The organism is Psittacicella melopsittaci, assembly GCF_003585925.1.
Taxonomy (GTDB): Bacteria; Pseudomonadota; Gammaproteobacteria; order Enterobacterales; family Psittacicellaceae; genus Psittacicella; species Psittacicella melopsittaci.
The window spans coordinates 1-18,264 of the sequence record NZ_NRJH01000010.1 but is presented as its reverse complement, the minus strand read 5'-3'; the positions used below and the strand labels follow the sequence as shown (position 1 = coordinate 18,264).

At 34.3% G+C, this 18,264-nt stretch carries 10 protein-coding genes; 8 read left to right on the top strand and 2 right to left on the bottom strand.

The window, feature by feature from the left end; genetic code table 11:
• The first annotated feature begins 90 nt into the window (after positions 1 to 90).
• The 6 genes from CJP74_RS01020 (at position 91) to CJP74_RS00995 (ending at position 9,702) form a co-directional block, all read left to right on the top strand.
• Positions 91 to 1,029, top strand: a complete 939-nt coding sequence (locus CJP74_RS01020; protein ID WP_222986813.1) for a BspA family leucine-rich repeat surface protein — start codon at positions 91 to 93, stop codon at positions 1,027 to 1,029.
• Between the two features lie 434 nt (positions 1,030 to 1,463).
• Positions 1,464 to 2,870 (top strand): BspA family leucine-rich repeat surface protein, encoded by a 1,407-nt coding sequence (locus CJP74_RS01015; RefSeq protein ID WP_222986811.1) that lies wholly within the window; start codon positions 1,464 to 1,466, stop codon positions 2,868 to 2,870.
• 419 nt (positions 2,871 to 3,289) lie between these two features.
• Positions 3,290 to 4,237: a BspA family leucine-rich repeat surface protein gene (locus tag CJP74_RS01010; RefSeq protein ID WP_222986809.1), complete on the top strand. Its 948-nt coding sequence runs from the start codon at positions 3,290 to 3,292 to the stop codon at positions 4,235 to 4,237.
• A gap of 363 nt (positions 4,238 to 4,600) precedes the next feature.
• The gene (locus CJP74_RS01005; protein ID WP_222986807.1) at positions 4,601 to 6,235 is read left to right on the top strand and encodes a BspA family leucine-rich repeat surface protein; all 1,635 of its coding nucleotides are present in this window, start codon (positions 4,601 to 4,603) and stop codon (positions 6,233 to 6,235) included.
• Positions 6,236 to 7,899: 1,664 nt separating this feature from the next.
• Complete coding sequence (locus CJP74_RS01000) at positions 7,900 to 8,793, top strand: LysR family transcriptional regulator (protein ID WP_119496414.1); 894 nt, start codon at positions 7,900 to 7,902, stop codon at positions 8,791 to 8,793.
• 12 nt (positions 8,794 to 8,805) lie between these two features.
• Positions 8,806 to 9,702: a LysR family transcriptional regulator gene (locus CJP74_RS00995; RefSeq protein ID WP_119496413.1), complete on the top strand. Its 897-nt coding sequence runs from the start codon at positions 8,806 to 8,808 to the stop codon at positions 9,700 to 9,702.
• 1,466 nt (positions 9,703 to 11,168) lie between these two features.
• On the opposite strand, the gene CJP74_RS00990 is transcribed toward CJP74_RS00995, so the two are convergent.
• Both CJP74_RS00990 and trkA read right to left on the bottom strand, forming a co-directional pair.
• On the bottom strand, positions 11,169 to 12,644 hold the full coding sequence (locus CJP74_RS00990) for a TrkH family potassium uptake protein (RefSeq protein ID WP_119496412.1): 1,476 nt from the start codon (positions 12,642 to 12,644) through the stop codon (positions 11,169 to 11,171).
• A 2-nt stretch (positions 12,645 to 12,646) separates the two neighbouring features.
• Positions 12,647 to 14,026 (bottom strand): Trk system potassium transporter TrkA, encoded by a 1,380-nt coding sequence (gene trkA / locus CJP74_RS00985; RefSeq protein ID WP_282432503.1) that lies wholly within the window; start codon positions 14,024 to 14,026, stop codon positions 12,647 to 12,649.
• Between the two features lie 260 nt (positions 14,027 to 14,286).
• Between trkA and CJP74_RS00980 the strand changes: the two genes are divergently transcribed.
• Together CJP74_RS00980 and CJP74_RS00975 are read left to right on the top strand one after the other, a co-directional pair.
• On the top strand, positions 14,287 to 14,865 hold the full coding sequence (locus tag CJP74_RS00980) for a phosphatidylglycerophosphatase A family protein (protein ID WP_245958024.1): 579 nt from the start codon (positions 14,287 to 14,289) through the stop codon (positions 14,863 to 14,865).
• Between the two features lie 651 nt (positions 14,866 to 15,516).
• Positions 15,517 to 17,604, top strand: coding sequence for a subtype B tannase (locus CJP74_RS00975; RefSeq protein WP_222986806.1), 2,088 nt, complete (start codon positions 15,517 to 15,519; stop codon positions 17,602 to 17,604).
• The last annotated feature ends 660 nt before the right edge of the window (positions 17,605 to 18,264 follow it).

The window sequence follows — 18,264 nt, the reverse complement described above, 5'->3', positions numbered from 1 at the left end:
AAAGTAGAGAGAATTAGACTTTTATAAGAAGATCTAAGTTCATATCTACTTTTATAAATTTCTCAACTTAATTTAAATAATTACATGTCTATGAAAAGGAAAAATACTTTTGTTAGTTTAGGTCTACTAGGTCTAGCTACCCTAGGTTCGGTGTTTAGTTTAAGTGCTTATTCAAAGGATAAATATGAGTATGAGTTTACTGATATAGCTTATACGCAGCTATCTTACGATCTTCGACAAGGGGTTATTGACCCTAAGAAAGTTAGAATAACTTTCACAAATTCAGTGATCCTCAAAGAGTTTATTGATTCTTATATCGAAAAATTTAATGATATGGATAAAGATCCACTAAACTTAGGTTTTATAGATATTAGTAACGTTGAGAATATAGATTATCTTTTTGCAGGGAATGTAAAGCTGTCAAATGATAAGGGATACTTCGAAATTAAATGTGCAGATGATGGAAAACGAAGAGAGTACAATATAGACTTTAGTAGTTTAGACTTTAGTAAAGTTAAATCAATGGTTGGTACCTTTGCTTGTGTAAGTATCTCAAATGACTTAAGTAAAATAAATGTATCTCAAGTAGTAGATATGTCTTATATGTTTTATGGTACTAACTTTAACCTTGATATAGGTAACTGGGATGTGTCTAAGGTTACTAATATGAGTTATATGTTTGATGACGCAACTTCATTCAACCAAGATATAGGTAACTGGGATGTATCTCAGGTTACTGATATGAGAGGGATGTTTAGTAATGCCTCATCATTCAACCAAAACATCGGTAACTGGGATGTGTCTAATGTTACTAATATGATGGTGATGTTTAGCAATGCTTCTTCCTTCAACCAAAACATCGGTAACTGGAATGTATCTAAGGTTACTGATATGAGTGGGATGTTTTATGGAGCTTCATCTTTCAACCAAAACATCAGCCAATGGGATGTAGCAAACGTTAGATATTGGTTGTTCATTTTTGGTAACGATAGCATGAGAAATGAAAACATACCGCCTAAATTTAGATAATTAACCAAATATTTTTTAGCAACATTATTGTACCTTGCTAAAAGCTTCAATAAATCTATATTAAACGTTAATTAAACACTCATCTTTGATGTAGGCTAATAATCCCCCGTATACTTTTTCTATACGGGGGATTATTACTGTAAATATAATTATGCGTAAGACCTTAAGTTTTTAAGGCTTGCTAATAGGTAAGGCTATATAATTTTAATTTACATTTTATAATCAGTCTAGTTTGAGCTAATTTTCTCTTAAAAATCCTTGTCTTAAAAATACAGCTTTGATTAATACTTCTAGGATTTATAGTATAATAGACCAGTGATATATTCAAAAAAAGTAGAGAGAACTGGGCTTTTATAAGAAGAGCTAAATTGCTGGATTAAGTTCATATTTACTTTAATAAACCTCTCAACTTCATTAAAAAAAATTACATGTCTATGAAAAGGAAAAATACTTTTGTTAGTTTAGGTCTACTAGGTCTAGCTACCTTTGGTTCGGTGTTTAGTTTAAGTGCTTATTCAAAGGATAAATATGAGTATGACCTTAAGAATGTAACTTTTAATCAGTTACCAGAAGAGCTTCAACAAGGTGTAATAGATCCTAATAAGGTTAGAATTACTTTTACTGACTCTAATGTCTTAAAAGAGTTTCTCGATGCTTATATTGCTAAATTCAGTGATATAAAAAAAGAACCTTTAAACTTAAGTTTTATAAACATGAAGCAAATACAAAATATAGATTTTCTATTTGCTGGTGAAGTTAAACGTGACTTATCGGATGATGGAACTCCTTACTATGAGTGTGTATCCGATTCACCTCGAGAATTTAATGTAAATTACAAGAGTTTTGATTTTAGTAATGTCCAATCTATGATTGGAACCTTTGCCTGTACAAAAATCTTAAATGATTTAAGTCAAATCAACGTTTCTAAAGTAACGAATATGAGCTGGCTATTTATGGGGGTAGATTTGCCCTATCCTAAGTATATAAATATTGGAAATTGGGATGTATCTCAGGTTATTAATATGAGAGGGATGTTTGAAGGAGCTTCATCTTTCAACCAAAACATAGGCAACTGGGATGTCTCTAAGGTTACTGATATGAGCGGGATGTTTAGTAGTGCATCATCATTCAACCAAAACATAGGCAACTGGGATGTTTCTAAGGTTACTGATATGAGGGGGATGTTTGCTTTTGCATTATCATTTAACCAAAACATCGGTAACTGGGATGTGTCTAAGGTTACTGATATGAGAGGGATGTTTTTTTGGGCTACCTCATTCAACAAAAATATAGTTAACTGGGATGTATCTAACGTTAAATACATGGGAGCGATGTTTTTGGAAGCCAGATCATTCAACCGAAATATAGGTAAATGGGATGTATCTAAGGTTACTGATATGAGTTATATGTTTGGTGGTGCCTCTTCATTCAACCAGAACATAGGCAACTGGGATGTCTCTAAGGTTACTAATATGAAGGGTATGTTTAGTAAAGCTTCATCATTCAACAAAAACATCGGTAATTGGGATGTGTCTAAGGTTACTGATATGAGTTGGATGTTTTATGATGCCTCATCATTCAACCAAAACATCGGTAACTGGGATGTGTATAATGTGACTAATATGAGTTATATGTTTGCTGGAGCTTATAAATTCAACCAAAACATCGGTAACTGGGATGTATCTAAGGTTACTAGTATGAAAGAGATGTTTCAAAATGCCTCATCTTTCAACCAAAACATCAGCCAGTGGAATGTAGCAAACGTGAAAGATTGGTCGTTCATTTTTTCTAACGCTAGTAGCATGAGAAATGAAAACATGCCACCTAAATTTAGAGACTAAACCAAATTCTTTAGCAGTATTATTGTACCTTGCTAAAAAGCTTCAATAAATATAAATCTATATCAAGCTTTAATAAATAAACTATCATCTTTGATGTAGATTAATAATCCCCCGTATACTTTTCTATACGGGGGATTATTACTGTAAATATAATTATGCGTAATACCTTAAGTTTTAAAGGCTTACTAAATAGGTAAAGCTACAAAATTTACATTTTATAATCAGTCTAGTTTGAGCTATTTTTCTCTTAAAAATCCTTGTCTTAAAAATACAGCTTTGACTAATACTTCTAGGATTTATAGTATAATAAACCAGTGATATATCCGAAAAAAGTAGAGAGAATTAGACTTTTATAAGAAGAGCTTAGTTCATATCTACTTTTATAAATTTCTCAACTTAATTTAAATAATTACATGTCTATGAAAAGGAAAAATACTTTTGTTAGTTTAGGTCTACTAGGTCTAGCTACTCTTGGTTCGGTGTTTGGGTTAAGTGCTTGTTCAAAGTATAAATATGAGTATGAGTTTACTGATATAGCTTATACTCAGTTGCCTTACGATCTTCGACAAGCGGTTATTGACCCTAAGAAAGTTAGAATAACTTTCACAAATTCAGTGATCCTCAAAGAGTTTATTGACACCTATATCGAAAAATTTAATGATATGGATAAAGATCCACTAAACTTAGGTTTTATAGATATTAGTAACGTTGAGAATATAGATTATCTTTTTGCAGGGAATCTAAATCTGTCAGATGAAAATAGAGACATTGAATGTTCAAATTTTAAAAAACGAAGAGAGTACAATATAGACTTTAGTAGTTTAGACTTTAGTAAAGTTAAATCAATGGTTGGTACTTTTGCTTGTGTAAGTATCTCAAATGACTTAAGGAAAATAAATGTATCTCAAGTAACGAATATGAGAAATCTGTTTACGGATTCTGTATTTACGTATACAGCATACAGTAATATTAGCACTTGGAATGTATCTCAAGTAGTAGATATGTCTTATATGTTTGCTCGTACTAACTTTAACTTTGATATAGGTAACTGGGATGTCTCTAAAGTTGCTAATATGAGTGGTATGTTTTATTATGCAAAAGAATTCAACCAAAACATCGGTAACTGGGATGTATCTAAGGTTACTGATATGAGTTGGATGTTTGCAAGTAGCTCTTCATTCAACCAAGATATAGGTAATTGGGATGTCTCTAAGGTTACTAATATGAGTGGGATGTTTTATTTTGCCACATCATTCAACCAAAACATCAGCCAATGGAATGTAGCAAACGTTAAAGATTGGTCAGACATTTTTTTTGATTGGACTGAAAACATAAATAATGAAAACAAACCACCTAAATTTAGATAATTAACCGTTAATAAACATCACCTTTATTTAGGCTAATAATCCCCCGTATACTTTTCTATACGGGGGATTATTACTGTAAATATAATTATGCGTAATACCTTAAGCTTTTAAGGCTTGCTAATAGGTAAAGCTATATAATTTACATTTTATAATCAGTCTAGTTTGAGCTATTTTTCTCTTAAAATTCCTTGTCTTAAATAGACTACTTTGATAAATACCTCTAGGATTTATAGTATAATTAACTAATGATATATCCGAAAAAAGTAGAGAAAACTGGACTTTTATAAGAAGTACCAAATTGCTGGTTTAAGTTCATATCTACTTTTATAAACTTCTCAACTTAATTGAAATAATTACATGTCTATGAAAAGGAAAAATTCTTTTGTTAGTTTAGGTCTACTAGGTCTAGCTACCCTTGGTTCGGTGTTGGGCTTAAGTGCTTGTTCAAAGGATAAAAATGAGTATGAATATGAACTTAAGAATGTAACTTTTAATCAGTTACCCAAAGAGCTTCAACAAGGTGTAATAGATCCTAATCAAGTTAGAATTACTTTTACAAGATCTACTGCTCTAAAAAAGTTTCTTGATGTTTATATCGCTAAATTCAGTGATATAAGAAGAGCACCTTTAGACTTAAGTTTTATTAACATGAGTCAAATAAAAAATATAGATTTTTTATTTGCAGGTGAAGTTGAACGTCAATCATCGAATGATGGAACTCCTTACTATACGTGTGCCTCCCGTACACCTCGAGCATTTAATGTAGATTACAATAGTTTTGATTTTAGTAATGTCCAATCTATGAGAGGAACTTTTGCCTGTACAAAAATCTTAAATGATTTAAGTAAAATCAACGTTTCTAAAGTAACGAATATGAGTATGCTATTTATGAACGCTGATTTTCCTTATCCTAATTATGTAGATATTGGTAACTGGGATGTATCTAAGGTTACAGATATGAGTAGGATGTTTGCTTTTGCTTCATCATTTAACCAATACATAGGCAACTGGGATGTATCTAAGGTTACTGATATGAGTAAGATGTTTTATGCTGCAAGATCCTTCAACCAAAACATCGGTAACTGGAATGTATCTAAGGTTTCTAATATGTGGGGGATGTTTGCAGGTGCCTCCTCATTCAACCAAAACATCGGTAACAGGGATGTGTCTAAGGTTACTGATATGAGTTATATGTTTTGGAGAGCCTTTTCATTCAACCAAAACATAGGCAACTGGAATGTATCTAAGGTTACTGATATGAGCAGTATGTTTTGGGATGCTAGATCATTCAACCAAAACATAGGCAACTGGAATGTATCTAAGGTTACTGATATGAGCAGTATGTTTTTCAATGCCATATCCTTCAATCAAAACATCGGTAAATGGGATGTGTCTAATGTTACTGATATGAATTTGATGTTTCATGGAGCCTCTTCATTCAACCAAAACATCGGTAACTGGGATGTATCTAAGGTTACAAATATGAGATCGATGTTTGTAGAAGCCTTTTCATTCAACCAAAACATCGGCAACTGGGATGTGTCTAATGTTACTAAGATGAGTGGGATGTTTTGGGGAGCCTCTTCATTCAACCAAAACATCGGCAAATGGAATGTATCTAAGGTGACTGATATGAGTGGGATGTTTTATAATGCCTCTTCATTTAACCAAAACATCGGTAACTGGGATGTCTCTAATGTTACTGATATGAGTGGGATGTTTTATAATGCCTCTTCATTCAACCAAGATATAGGTAACTGGGGTGTATCTAAGGTTACTGATATGAGTTATATGTTTGGTGGTGCCTCATCATTCAACCAAAACATCGGTAACTGGAATGTATCTAAGGTTACTGATATGGGTAGGATGTTTGAAGGAGCCTCATCATTCAACCAAAACCTCAGCAAATGGAATGTAGTAAACGTCAAAGATTGGAAAGACATTTTTTATAAGGCTAGTAGCATGAGAAATGAAAACAAACCACCTAAATTTAGATAATTAACCAAATTTTTTAGCTAGATTATTGATACCTTGCTAAAAGCTTTGATAAATCTAAATCTCTATAAAACTTTAATAAATAATCTATCACCTTTGATGTAGACTAATAATCCCCCGTATACTTTTTCTATACGGGGGATTACATTTATATTCTTATTTCTTTGCAAAAGTAAATTTAGTGAGTACCTAATTCTTCTGAAAAGTTTTGAGAATTTTAGAAAAAAGATTAGAAAATCCACAGGAGATATTTGTTTGTCATTCTCTTGATAATCAATGCTTTAAGAATTTTGTAAAGTGAAACGTCGTTTAGGGTATTGCAATATCTACTTTCTTGGGCTAAAATAATAAAAAAGGGTTTCATATTCTTTTTTGATTTGATGTTCTAGATTTTATTCATAAATTTAGATCTGTTTCTTATAAAAATGGTAGAATTGCTATAACTTATAAATGCTTAGGTTCTTTAATTAGCCCTTGTTGCGTGATTAAGTGTTAAGCCCACCTGTTTGCCCGTCATTTCTTTTTTTGGTGGACTTATTTGTTAATTAAAAAACTTAACACAAGTTTATAAGTTAGAAAAAATATTGGTATATATTTTTTCGTTAATTTAAGTTATATCGCATATAAGTTTTTCTAAATAAAAATATGTTTAATATTTTTTCCCTTGAGGTTTTTTCATATACTTGTCTCACTTAAATATCAAATAAATCAAGTCTTTGTCTAACTATAAGATTTCGATATTTTTTATATTTGATTACTCCATATATTGATAGTAAAGAAGAGTACCTTGAGTGCTCTTTTTTTTAGAGATAAAAAAAGTCTTGGTAAAAACCAAGACTCAACTCAACAAGGTATCTAAAGATTTTACCCTTTAGACAAAACAAAGAAATTATACAAGCTATAACTATTTCTTGCAACTTTTATCGCGTTTTCTGCGAGAATTTAAGGATTTTTCTCTTATTACTTTTGGCTTTTTTACATTTAATCTTCTTCTTTTATACTTTTATTTTTTACATTTACCCTTCTTCTATACTTTTCTTTTTTACATTTACTTTGCTTTTCCCCTTATCATTTTTACATTTTTGATAGCTATTTATCTTCCTACCAGCTAAATAATTACATCCTGCTACTTTTTTGATAATTTCTTTTTCAGTTTGTTTATCTCTTCTTTATCTTTTGCTCTTTTGTATTTTCATTTTATCTCTTGTTGTACTTTGACTTTACTTTTACTCTAGCTTTCCCTTCTCTATATTTGCCTTTTATAGTACATTTACATTTTTTGTCCTCACAATCTACACAGTAACTTTTTCTATTTTCTCATCTTCCCTTCCCTTCCCTTCCCTTTCCTTTCCTTTCCTTATAGATTAATTGGATTTTACTTTTACTTTCTTTCAAGTCTTCTTTTCTTTTACTTCTCTTTAACTTGCATTTTCTCCCCAACCATAATTTTAGTTCCCAAAAAAATCCCTCATTTACCTAAAAAAAGCTTATTGGCAAAGCAAAAAAAGCTTATAATTATAAAGTACAGTTAATTAAAAGCTTAACTTTAGAGAAAATAACTTAATAAAAATAAATTAAATTCCTAGCCTCAAGCAAATGAGGCTAGAGTGCCTGAGCCTCTAGATTAATTTTTAGATAGTGAGGGTAAATTTGTAAAAGGGTGATCTATGGAACAACAAAACTTCACCGAATTAAGCCAGTTCTTGGTATTAGCTGAATGCGGCAGCTTTGTTAAGGCCGCAGATCGCTTAGGGATTTCTTCTTCGGCAGTAAGCCACTCGATTAAACGCCTTGAAGACCGTTTAGGCATACGTTTATTTAATCGTACCACCCGTTCGGTTACTTTAACTGAAGCAGGATTACAATTACGCGAGGAACTAGAGCCACTCTTTAGTTCAATTAATGACAAGCTTGAATCTATTTCTGAATTCTTAGATGAACCTGTAGGTACAGTACGTCTAAATGTTTCAATAGATGTAGCAGAAAACATTATCTACCCGCGTTTAAAACAACTGCTCATTGACTATCCTCGCATTAAAGTGGATATAACCATTGATAATAGCTTTGTGGATATAGTTTCTCAAGGCTATGACATGGGAGTGCGCATTGGTAAAGACATAGGCGAAGGTTTTATTGCCGTACAAATTAGCGATAAAATTAGAAATAAATTAGTTGCTTCTAAGTCCTATCTCGAAAAGCATCCTATGCCAAAAAGTATTGCCGACCTCGATCAACACAATACTATAGGTTTTCGTTTGGATAACAATCGTAACCAAGATGCTTGGTATCTTAATGACAATGGCAAGATGGTGGAATATATTCCTAAGTCACAGTTTATTGTCTCGCAAAGTAGTGATATAGTGCGTAAAGCTATAGTTGACGGTCTTGGCATAGGGGTAGTCTATGAAAGAGGTCTAGCAAAAGAAATTGCTTCAGGAGAAGTAGTAGAAATTCTTCCTGAATGTAGCATGAGTTTTGAGCCCTTATTTTTATACTACTCAAGTCGTAAAGGTAACACCACGGCTTTTAAAATGGTAGTTGAAGCTTTACGTCAGTATTAGGGAGTACACTATATGGAGCAACCAAACTTTACCGAATTAAATCACTTTCTTGTACTGGCTGAAACAGGAAGCTTTGTTAAGGCTGGCGATAAACTGCGTGTTTCTTCTTCGGCAATCAGTCACTCGCTCAAGCGTCTCGAAGAACGTCTTGGCGTACGCTTATTTAACCGCACTACTCGTTCGGTAACCCTAACCGAGGCAGGAACCCAATTACGTGATGAGTTAGAACCTGTATTTAAAGCCATTAACGAACGCGTAAACTCTTTAACCGCGTTTATGGATGAGCCTGCAGGAACTATTAGAATTTGTGCTTTTTCTGAAGTAGCCGAGTTTGTGATTTATCCTCGCTTACAACAGTTAATTAAAGATAATCCTCGCATAAAAATCGATCTTGCGGTCGACAATAGATTTGAGAATGCCATAGCCGAAGGCTATGACATGGGGATTAAAGTTGGCAAGGAAGTAGAAGAAGGTATAGAAACTGTACAAGTTTCCAATCCTTTTTCTGTAAAACTTATTGCTTCGCCAAGTTACCTTGCTAAATATGGTAAGCCAACAAGCATTGAAGATTTAGAGAACCACCTTACAGTTGGCGTAAAACTTACGAGCAAACACAATGAGCATGTTTGGACGTTTAATGTTGACGGTAAAAAGGTAGAATACATTCCTAAATCTCGTCTGGTAACTACTTTTGATTTAAATATCTTAAAGCATGCGATTTTAGATGGCGTTGGCATAGGTTATCTGATGGCAACAGCTGTAAAAGAAGAATTAGAGCGTGGAGAACTAATTGAGCTTTTACCTGAATATGCTATTCAAATCGAACCTTATTACCTCTATTACTCAAAAAGTAAAAGCAATACTACAGCCTTTAAAATGGTAGTTGATGCTTTACGTCACAAAGAATAATTTCAAGACAAGATAATTAGCTTTAGCTGGTTATCTTGTCTCTTTTTTTTGTTAGGAAATCGAGGTAAAGAAAGTAGCAAGCAAAACACAAAATAAGCAAAACACAAAAAACAAAATCAAAAGAGAAAGTAAGAGAAAAGGACAATAAGAAAAAAACGTTACAAGAAAAAAAAGTAAAACAAATACCAGAGGAGAAAATTGAAAAGTGGAGTGAGCTACAAGAAAAGTAAGGTAAGAAGGAGTCTGTAAAAAATTAAAAAAGCTGAAAAGCAAAATAGCGAGACTGAGAAAAAATAGAGAAAAGCAAAAAAGCTGAGACAGGGAAAAAATAGAGAAAAGCAAAAAAGCTGAGACAGAAGAAAATAGAGAAAAGCAAAATAGCGAGACAGGAAAAAAATAGAGAAAAGCAAAATAGCGAGACTGGAAAAAATAGAGAAAAGCAAAATAGCGAGACAGGGAAAAAATAGAGAAAAGAAAAAACCAGAGAAAAGCAAAAAAATCCCCAAAGAAATATTAGCCTCAGAGGCAAATATTCCTACAAGCATTCCCTCAAAAATACCTGTTTAAGCAAAAAGCCTAAGTAAATTTTAATAAATTAATTTACTCCCCAAAGCAAAGATAAAAATATGCCTTTTTAGAAAAAACCCTTACTAAAATACGTATAACTAAAATAAAGATTTTCTTAATACCAAGGCAATAAAAAAGGTATGCCTATATTTTTATACTCTCTTTATATCCCTAGAATTTATTTCTTTGAAAAATAAAGCAAATAAACTCGCAAAAAAGTTTGCTAATTTAACCGGTAATCGGTAAAATATTAGTACACATATGTAAATGTAAAAAAGCGAAAAGTTTAACAACGTCTACCTCTAGAGATACTATCTCTAGAGGTTTTTTTATAAAAAATTTGTTGCATTTTTTTATAAAAAAATGAGATTTTTTCTAAAAATAGAAGTACCTTTTTTTGGAAAAAAGAGGGATATTTTTTATAAAAAGCTGATCATTTTAAGGATAGCTAAATTTAAATTTGCGGGATAAAAAAACTAGTTTAGCTGTACTAAACTAGTTGCTTTTCTCTTGATTTTTAAGACACTTATTAGATCCACCTCAAAGGAGTAAGAGGTAAAATCTAATTACTCTATTAGACAAGATAAATTGCAAAAAGTTTCAAAAGTTATCATTTTATTTTTGTGAAAAAGCAAATATTAACTACAAAATTTTGCCATAAAAAAAGCACTCCTTAAAAAAGGAATGCTTCGTGACAAAAAAATATTTAACTTTGCCCTAAAGAAATTTATTCTAAAGCATCAGGATTTATAAAAAGATCTGATACATTTAAAACTACTTTCCATAGGTAATTTCTATGGCAAAAAATTTTGCCATGATGATTATACAAAACTTTAATTTAATTTTGCAAGATTAATTATGGCAAAATATGTAAGTTTTACCAAAAAGTTTTGCTTTTTTTAATAACGCCAGAATCTTGGTAATAAGAGTACTAGCATGGTTGAACATTCAAGACGACCTAAGAGCATAACAAAACCATTAATAATTTTTTGTAAGTCAGTTTGCCCGTCAAATCCGCCTGTACTCGAAGAAACTGGACCAGTAATGGTTACTCCGGTATTAGAAATATTGGTAACTACCGAAGAGATGGCTTGTTCGATGGTCAAACCTGTAAAGGCAAGAAATAAAATCGCCCAACAAGCGGTAATAAAGTACAGACAAATAAAGAACATTACCCCTTTAAAGTCATCATTACTAACTACTTGCCCGTTGTAGACAATAATCGAATGGGCATTAGCATGAATAGTTTGACGCAATTGTTGTTGGACAAAGAGGTGAATAATATTTAAGCGGAATACTTTTAAGCCCCCAGAGGTCGAACCTGAACAGCCTCCTAACATTGCCATGGCACCAATTAAGCCAACAGCTGTTGCTCCCCAAACACTAATATTGGTGATAGTAAAACCTGTATTACTAGAAACATTAACCAGGTTAGCCAAACTTTCCCAATAGAGAAAGAAAATACTGTGTTGGTATTGCTCTCCTCCTTCGGTGCCTGTCCAAGCTAAGTAGCGGTCTAAGGTTATTAAAAAAGCAACAAAGGCTAATAATAGAGTATAGACAACTATTTGCTGGTCTTTGAGAATACGCATCGGCGAACGCCCACGAATATTAAGGACAAAGACTTGGAAAGGTAAAGCTGATAACCACATAAAGATTATTCCTGGCCAGTAAATCGTAGTTAAGCCAGAAAAAGGTTCGGCAGTAGGAGTAAAGCCTCCTGTAGATACAGTGGTAAAGGAGTAGAGCACAGCATTGAGTTTACTCATGCCACATAACCAGTAAGCTAAAATACAAGCAAAGGTTAAAAAGAGATAGTAAACACAAATTGCTAGAGCTAAATCTCGATAGTGAGCAAAGGATTTTTCTTCACTATCCGAAGATTCGGTTTTAAATAGCTTCATTCCCCCTGTACCTAGGTTAGGTAGAATGAGTACGCCCACGACAATAAAGCCTACGCCCCCTAACCACTGGGTAATAGAACGCCAAAAGAGTAGCGAAACTGGGATAGACTCAAAGTCAGTGATAATAGTTGATCCAGTAGTTGTCACTCCCGAACTCATCTCAAAAAAGCTATCAGCAAAAGAAAAGTCGGTAATGATCATATAGGGAAGCATGCAGACCAGAACACAATAAAGCCAAATTAAAGTTGTAGTAAGAAAAAGATCAGTAGAACGCAAGCGCGTTACTTCACTTACTTTAATATTGAACTTTAAGAGAATGCCACCTATGGTGAGAATAATAATATACCTTAAGTAAACTGTAGCTTGACCGTCTTGATAGTAAAGGGAAACTAACAAGGTCAAGAACATTAAAAAGGTAATCATGTACGTCAGGTTACCCAAGGTATAGCGAATAAATTTTACGTTAAACATATTTATACCTCGGTGACATTTTTAGCTATGAGGCGAGCAAAGGCTTGTAAGTCTTCGTTACTATAAGCTATACCCAAAACCTTATCTTCTTCGACAAGGGTTAATTGAGGGCTAGCAACCATAAACTTGTCATTACGGTAAATGCCGAGAATGCGTACCCCTTGTGGCAGTTTTACCTGTTCGAGCTTAGGTTCATCTAAGCCAAGCGTATTATCTAACTCGCCCTCAAATACTTGAAAGAGGTTAGCATTTGGTTCCCGAAAAACACGATTAAACGAAGTAATCATTCCTTGGGCTCTTAGCTCGGTTGCCAAGTCATTTTGAGGCGAGTAGATAATATCTACTTCGGCATTGTGAATAAGGTTTTTATTCATAGTGCGCCCAACTATAGCTATAGCGCGTTTACAGCCCATGCGTTTGGCAAGAAGAGCGGACATAATATTTACGTTATCAGCTCCTGTAGCTGCCACATAAATATCAGTACTATCAATACGCTCTTCAAACAGCAGGTTTTCATCGGTACAGTCGCCGTTAATAACCAGCACATTACTGAGCTCGTTAACCAGAGCTGCCGATTTTTGGGCATTGCTTTCTAAGAGCTTAATGCTCGCTCGGTTTCGTAAAAACTGAGCAAGGAACGTATTAGTACGACTGCCTCCGGCAAGCATAATGCGTTTTGGTGGAGCAAGGTTCTTTTGGAAATAGTTTAAGGCGAGCATTACATTCTCAGGCTCGGCTAAGAGAACAACTTGATCTCCTGCGTTAATGGTAGTATATTCGTTTACTTGAATTACTACTTGATTGCGAATTAAAGCAACCAGAGAAATATTGAGCTTTTGCAGTTCTTGCACGGCAAAGTTTCCCACTTTCCCTACAAGGATACCCCCGTATTGAGCTTGACAAGAAAATACGGCAAGATTTTGCTCACAAAAATAAGTAAAGTATTGCGTGCCTGGGTAGCGAATGAGATTATATAGGGAGTTAGCCATAATTAAGGTTGGCTCAATAATATAATCTACAGGAAAAATATTTTCCGAAAACAGGCGTTCGCGATGTTCTAAATAACGACGCTCACGAATGCGAGCGATTTTAAATGCCACATTGTAAACTTCATGGGCGATTTTACAAGCCATGATATTTACTTCATCATCTTGAGTGGCTGCCACTAAGAGGTCAGCTGACTTTAAGTCGGCTCTATCTAAAACCTCAAGATCAGTTGCATGCCCTGTAATAGTGACAAGATCATATTTAGCGGCAATGGTGGCAAGACGGCTAGCATCTATATCAACAACAACTATATCGCTTTCATCTTCAATAAAGTTGTCAATAATCGATGCCCCAACTTTACCAGCACCTAAAATAACAATTCTCATAAATCTTATATCTAATCTAACTGGCTAGGGCTTTTGCCTCTTACTTATTATATAATAACTTGAGAAATGCTATAGTATATTAAAAAACATCTAGCCTGAGTTTAAATCAAGTCTAGATTAACTTGCATTTAGCAAAATCTAGCAAACAAACTAGCCGAGTCTAGATAAAAACCTCTAGAGCAAAAAAAACCAAAATCGTTACTTAAAGACAAAGCTTCTAGATAGAGATTAGCAAGCTTTTTAGCTTAAACAGCCAAAGAAAAAACATTATGTATAGATTCAATCTTTTTAAAGAATACGACCCTATGGGCAAAGTGTGGTTATTTATTGCTACTTTTGCTACTTCAGGTTTATTGCGTCCTGCTCCAGGTACCTGGGGTTCTTTAGCAGCAGCTATTGTAAGTTGGTTACTTGTAGCTTATACCGATCCAGCTTGGTGGAATAATCAACTCCTTTGGGCAGTAGTCCTGTTTTTTGTGGGATGGTTAGCCTCTTGGCAACTAAAAAAACGTGATGGACGCGTTGACCCAGGTTATATAGTTATTGACGAAGCAGCTGCCATTTTTATGGTAAACTTTGCGGTATTTGCTTTTGTTGGCGATGAACCTCTTTGGCAAGAATGCCTCTGGTTATTAGCTCTATTTACTTTTATTCTCTTTAGAGTATTTGATGTTTTAAAACCAGGAATTATCGGTTGGTTTGACCGAAGATTTAAGACAACCTTTGCTTTAATGTTTGATGACATTTTAGCTGGCTTTGTGGCAGCTTTTGTTGCGATATTAGTTCTGTTTGCTTTACGCTTTTTTGGTTGGGATTACTATCTTTTCTCACTTCTTGGTATAGCCTAGGAAATTAAAGTATTTAGCTAATTTGTTTAAGTAGAGTAAACTAACTGCTTAAGCAAATAAAGAACTCAAACAAAGTAAACTAGTTTAAGCAAACAAAGCTTAAATAAAACAAATTAGTTTAACTAAAGTAAATGAGCTTAAGCAAAGTAAACTAACTAGCTTAAGCAAATTAATCAGTTAAGCAGTTTAATGCAAACACAAAGCAACGCAACTTGCTAAGCTGAGCTTAGCATAATTCATGTTGATAACCTCAAGTCCTGCGAGTTTTACTCTTAAAATTCGCAGGGCTTTTTTTGTTGGCAAAAATAAGAGGAGATAAGGTTTTTAACTAAGTAAAATTACTTGTTCCGCTTAGCAAAAATACTCTACAAATTCTAGAAAAATTACCTTTTTCTTGTGCTTAAAAAAGTAAGCGTTTCAAACAGGTAAATTTTTTGCAAAAAAATTAGTTCCTTTTATTTAAAAATACTCAGGAAAGGTTCGTATAGCAACCCATTTTTTCTCTAATGGAGCTTTAGGGAGATAAGGGGATCGAGTCTTGGAATTTATAAAATAATTTATATATTTCTATTACCAAGAAGACGAATTTTTTGCGAGAAGGGATTTCGGCAAAAAAAGTCTTTAACCTATTTAAATACAGGTAACCACAATATGACAATGAATAGAAAAAGTAAATTTATGGCTTTAACATCAGCAGCTGCTTTAGCGATGATGTTAACAACTAATACTTTCGCAGAAACAAACACACAACAACAAAACACAAATAGCAACCAACAAAACACTAACAACAACCAACAAAACAAAAATAAAAGTGCTACAGCTCCTGCAACAGCTGAGACTTTTTCAGGTAATTACAGTTTACAATTTGATCCAAACGCAAACTATACTTTACAAGCAATTCAAGTACACGGTAGAGTAATCATTGTTCGTGCTTATGAAAACGTAGTATATGTAGCTCACCCTCAAGATCCTACATATGAATCTATGAACATCTACATCCCGCAAGCTTATTTCTATGGTCAAGAAATTAATGGCTATACTGTAGATACAGCTCCGATCTTTATGCCTAATGCTATTGGTGGTTATATGCCTGCTACACCAATGCAACTTGGTGGTATGCAAGTTAACACTACAGATCCAACTGAGGTTAAATTCCCACCACCGCCGAGACCAGGCAAGCAGCACGCCAAGGGACAGCCAGGACAACAGCCTGCTACTCAAGCTCAGCAAGGGCAACAGCCACCAGCTGACGGTCAGCAACCACCAGCAGATGGGCAACAAGGACAAAAACCAGCTGATGCAAATGCTCAGCAAGGACAAAAACCAGCTGACGCTAAACACGGACAAAGACCAGCTGACGCTAAACATGGCCAAAGACCTGCAGATGCTAATCAAGGTCCTAGACATGGCGCAAAAGGTCAACCACCTATGCCACAACGTGGTGAACGCAGACAAGGTGAAGACCGCACTGCTGCTATGAAAGAAGCTTTAGCTAAAGGGATGATCGTAGTATCTCCAGGTGCTCGTGGTCGTACTTTAGAAGCTCAAGACGGTTCTTACTATGGTAAAGCACCAGCGGCAATTGTTGACTTAAAAGCTGCAGTACGTTACTTACACGCAAATGATAAAGTAATGCCAGGTGATGCAAATAAAATCATCGCAAATGGTACTTCAGCAGGTGGTGCTTTATCTGCATTATTAGGGGCTACAGGTAACCAACAAGCATATGAGCCTTACTTAAAACAATTAGGAGCAGCTGATGCTTCAGATGCTATCTTTGCCGTAAGTGCTTATGCACCAATTACCAACCTAGATCACGCTGATGCTGCTTACGAGTGGTTATTTAACGGGGTGAACAACTATAAAGCTATCAAAGTGAGTATGTTAGACTACAATGTACAACGTACTTACACTAATGGTACCTTAACCGAAGAACAACAAAAAGTTTCTGATCAGTTAAAAGCTTTATTCCCTGAGTACTTAAATAGCTTAAACTTAAAAGCAAACGGTACAAATTTAACTCTTGATAGCAACGGTAATGGTAGCTTCAAACAATATGTAGCAGACAAATTAAAAGAATCTGCACAACGTGCTTATGATGCACATCCACGTCACTTCCACGTTGCAGAGTACCCTTGGTTAACTCTCAAAGGTGGTAAAGTAACAAGTGTTGATTTAGATAAATACGCACAATGGGTTGAACGTCAAAAAACTCCTCCTGCATTTGATGGGCTAGATCTAAGCACAGGGGAAAACAACCTATTTGGTAATGCAAAAACTAACAACCAACACTTTACTAAATACGCTTACGACAACTCTAAAGTAAGCAGTAGTATGGCTGACCCTGAAGTTGTAAAAATGATGAACCCTATGTACTATATAGATTCATCTAATAAACCAGGTGTAGCAGAATACTGGCGTATTCGTCATGGTAGCTTAGATAAAGATACTTCTTTAGCTATCCCAACCATGCTAGCTCTTAAACTGGAAAACAATGGTTATGATGTGAACTTCCAATTTGCTTGGAATACACCTCACTCAGGTGATTACGATTTACCACAATTATTTGCGTGGATCGAAAATATCACTAAACCACAAGACCAATTAAAACGTCCAGAGAAACTAGAGAATCGTCCTGAACCACAAGGTCCTGAAGCAGGTGCTCCAGGTGCACCAGCTCCAGCTGGTGACCAAGGACAAGCTCCTGCACAAGCTCCAGCGACTTCTGAAGGAAACTAATTTATTCCCGAGAAAAGACTTACCAGAGATAAAAATCTGGTGAGTCTTTTTTTTTTGTGTTAAAAAGTAGGTAAAGGATTAGGGGAAATTAGAAATAGGGAATTGATAACAAGGAATGGAGAGAATTTTATTTATACGCAGATAGTACTATAGATGCTTTTTTCATAGCAATGAAGATATCTCTTTCGGTTATAATATTTACTATTGTTACATATAAAAATAAGCTCTAAAGAGCAAAGTCTCAAAAATTAAGAAAAATATCATGACAAAACAGATTATACAGGGTACTTTACCTAGTTTTACTGGGTATAGTGGACCTTGGGTAATAGAAAAGATGAAGAAATTCTTCGTAAAACCTACCCAAGGACAGGTGCTGACAGTGCCTAAAGCCAACACTATTTTAGCCCCTATATATATATATATCCGTTCCAATCATTAGAAGATATAGATAATGGGATCTCAGGATACTCTAAAGAATACTTATCTAGGAATGTTAAAGATAATACTTTATCTTTCCTTGGAAGTAAACTTTATAGTACCCATGTAAATAGTGTTCTTGGCCTTAGGAGCACGTTTGCAGATAAAGTGATAGCAGGAGATAATAGAAAGTTAGGGGTATTAAGATTAAGTATTCCAACTGATCCTGCTGAGCAAAAATAC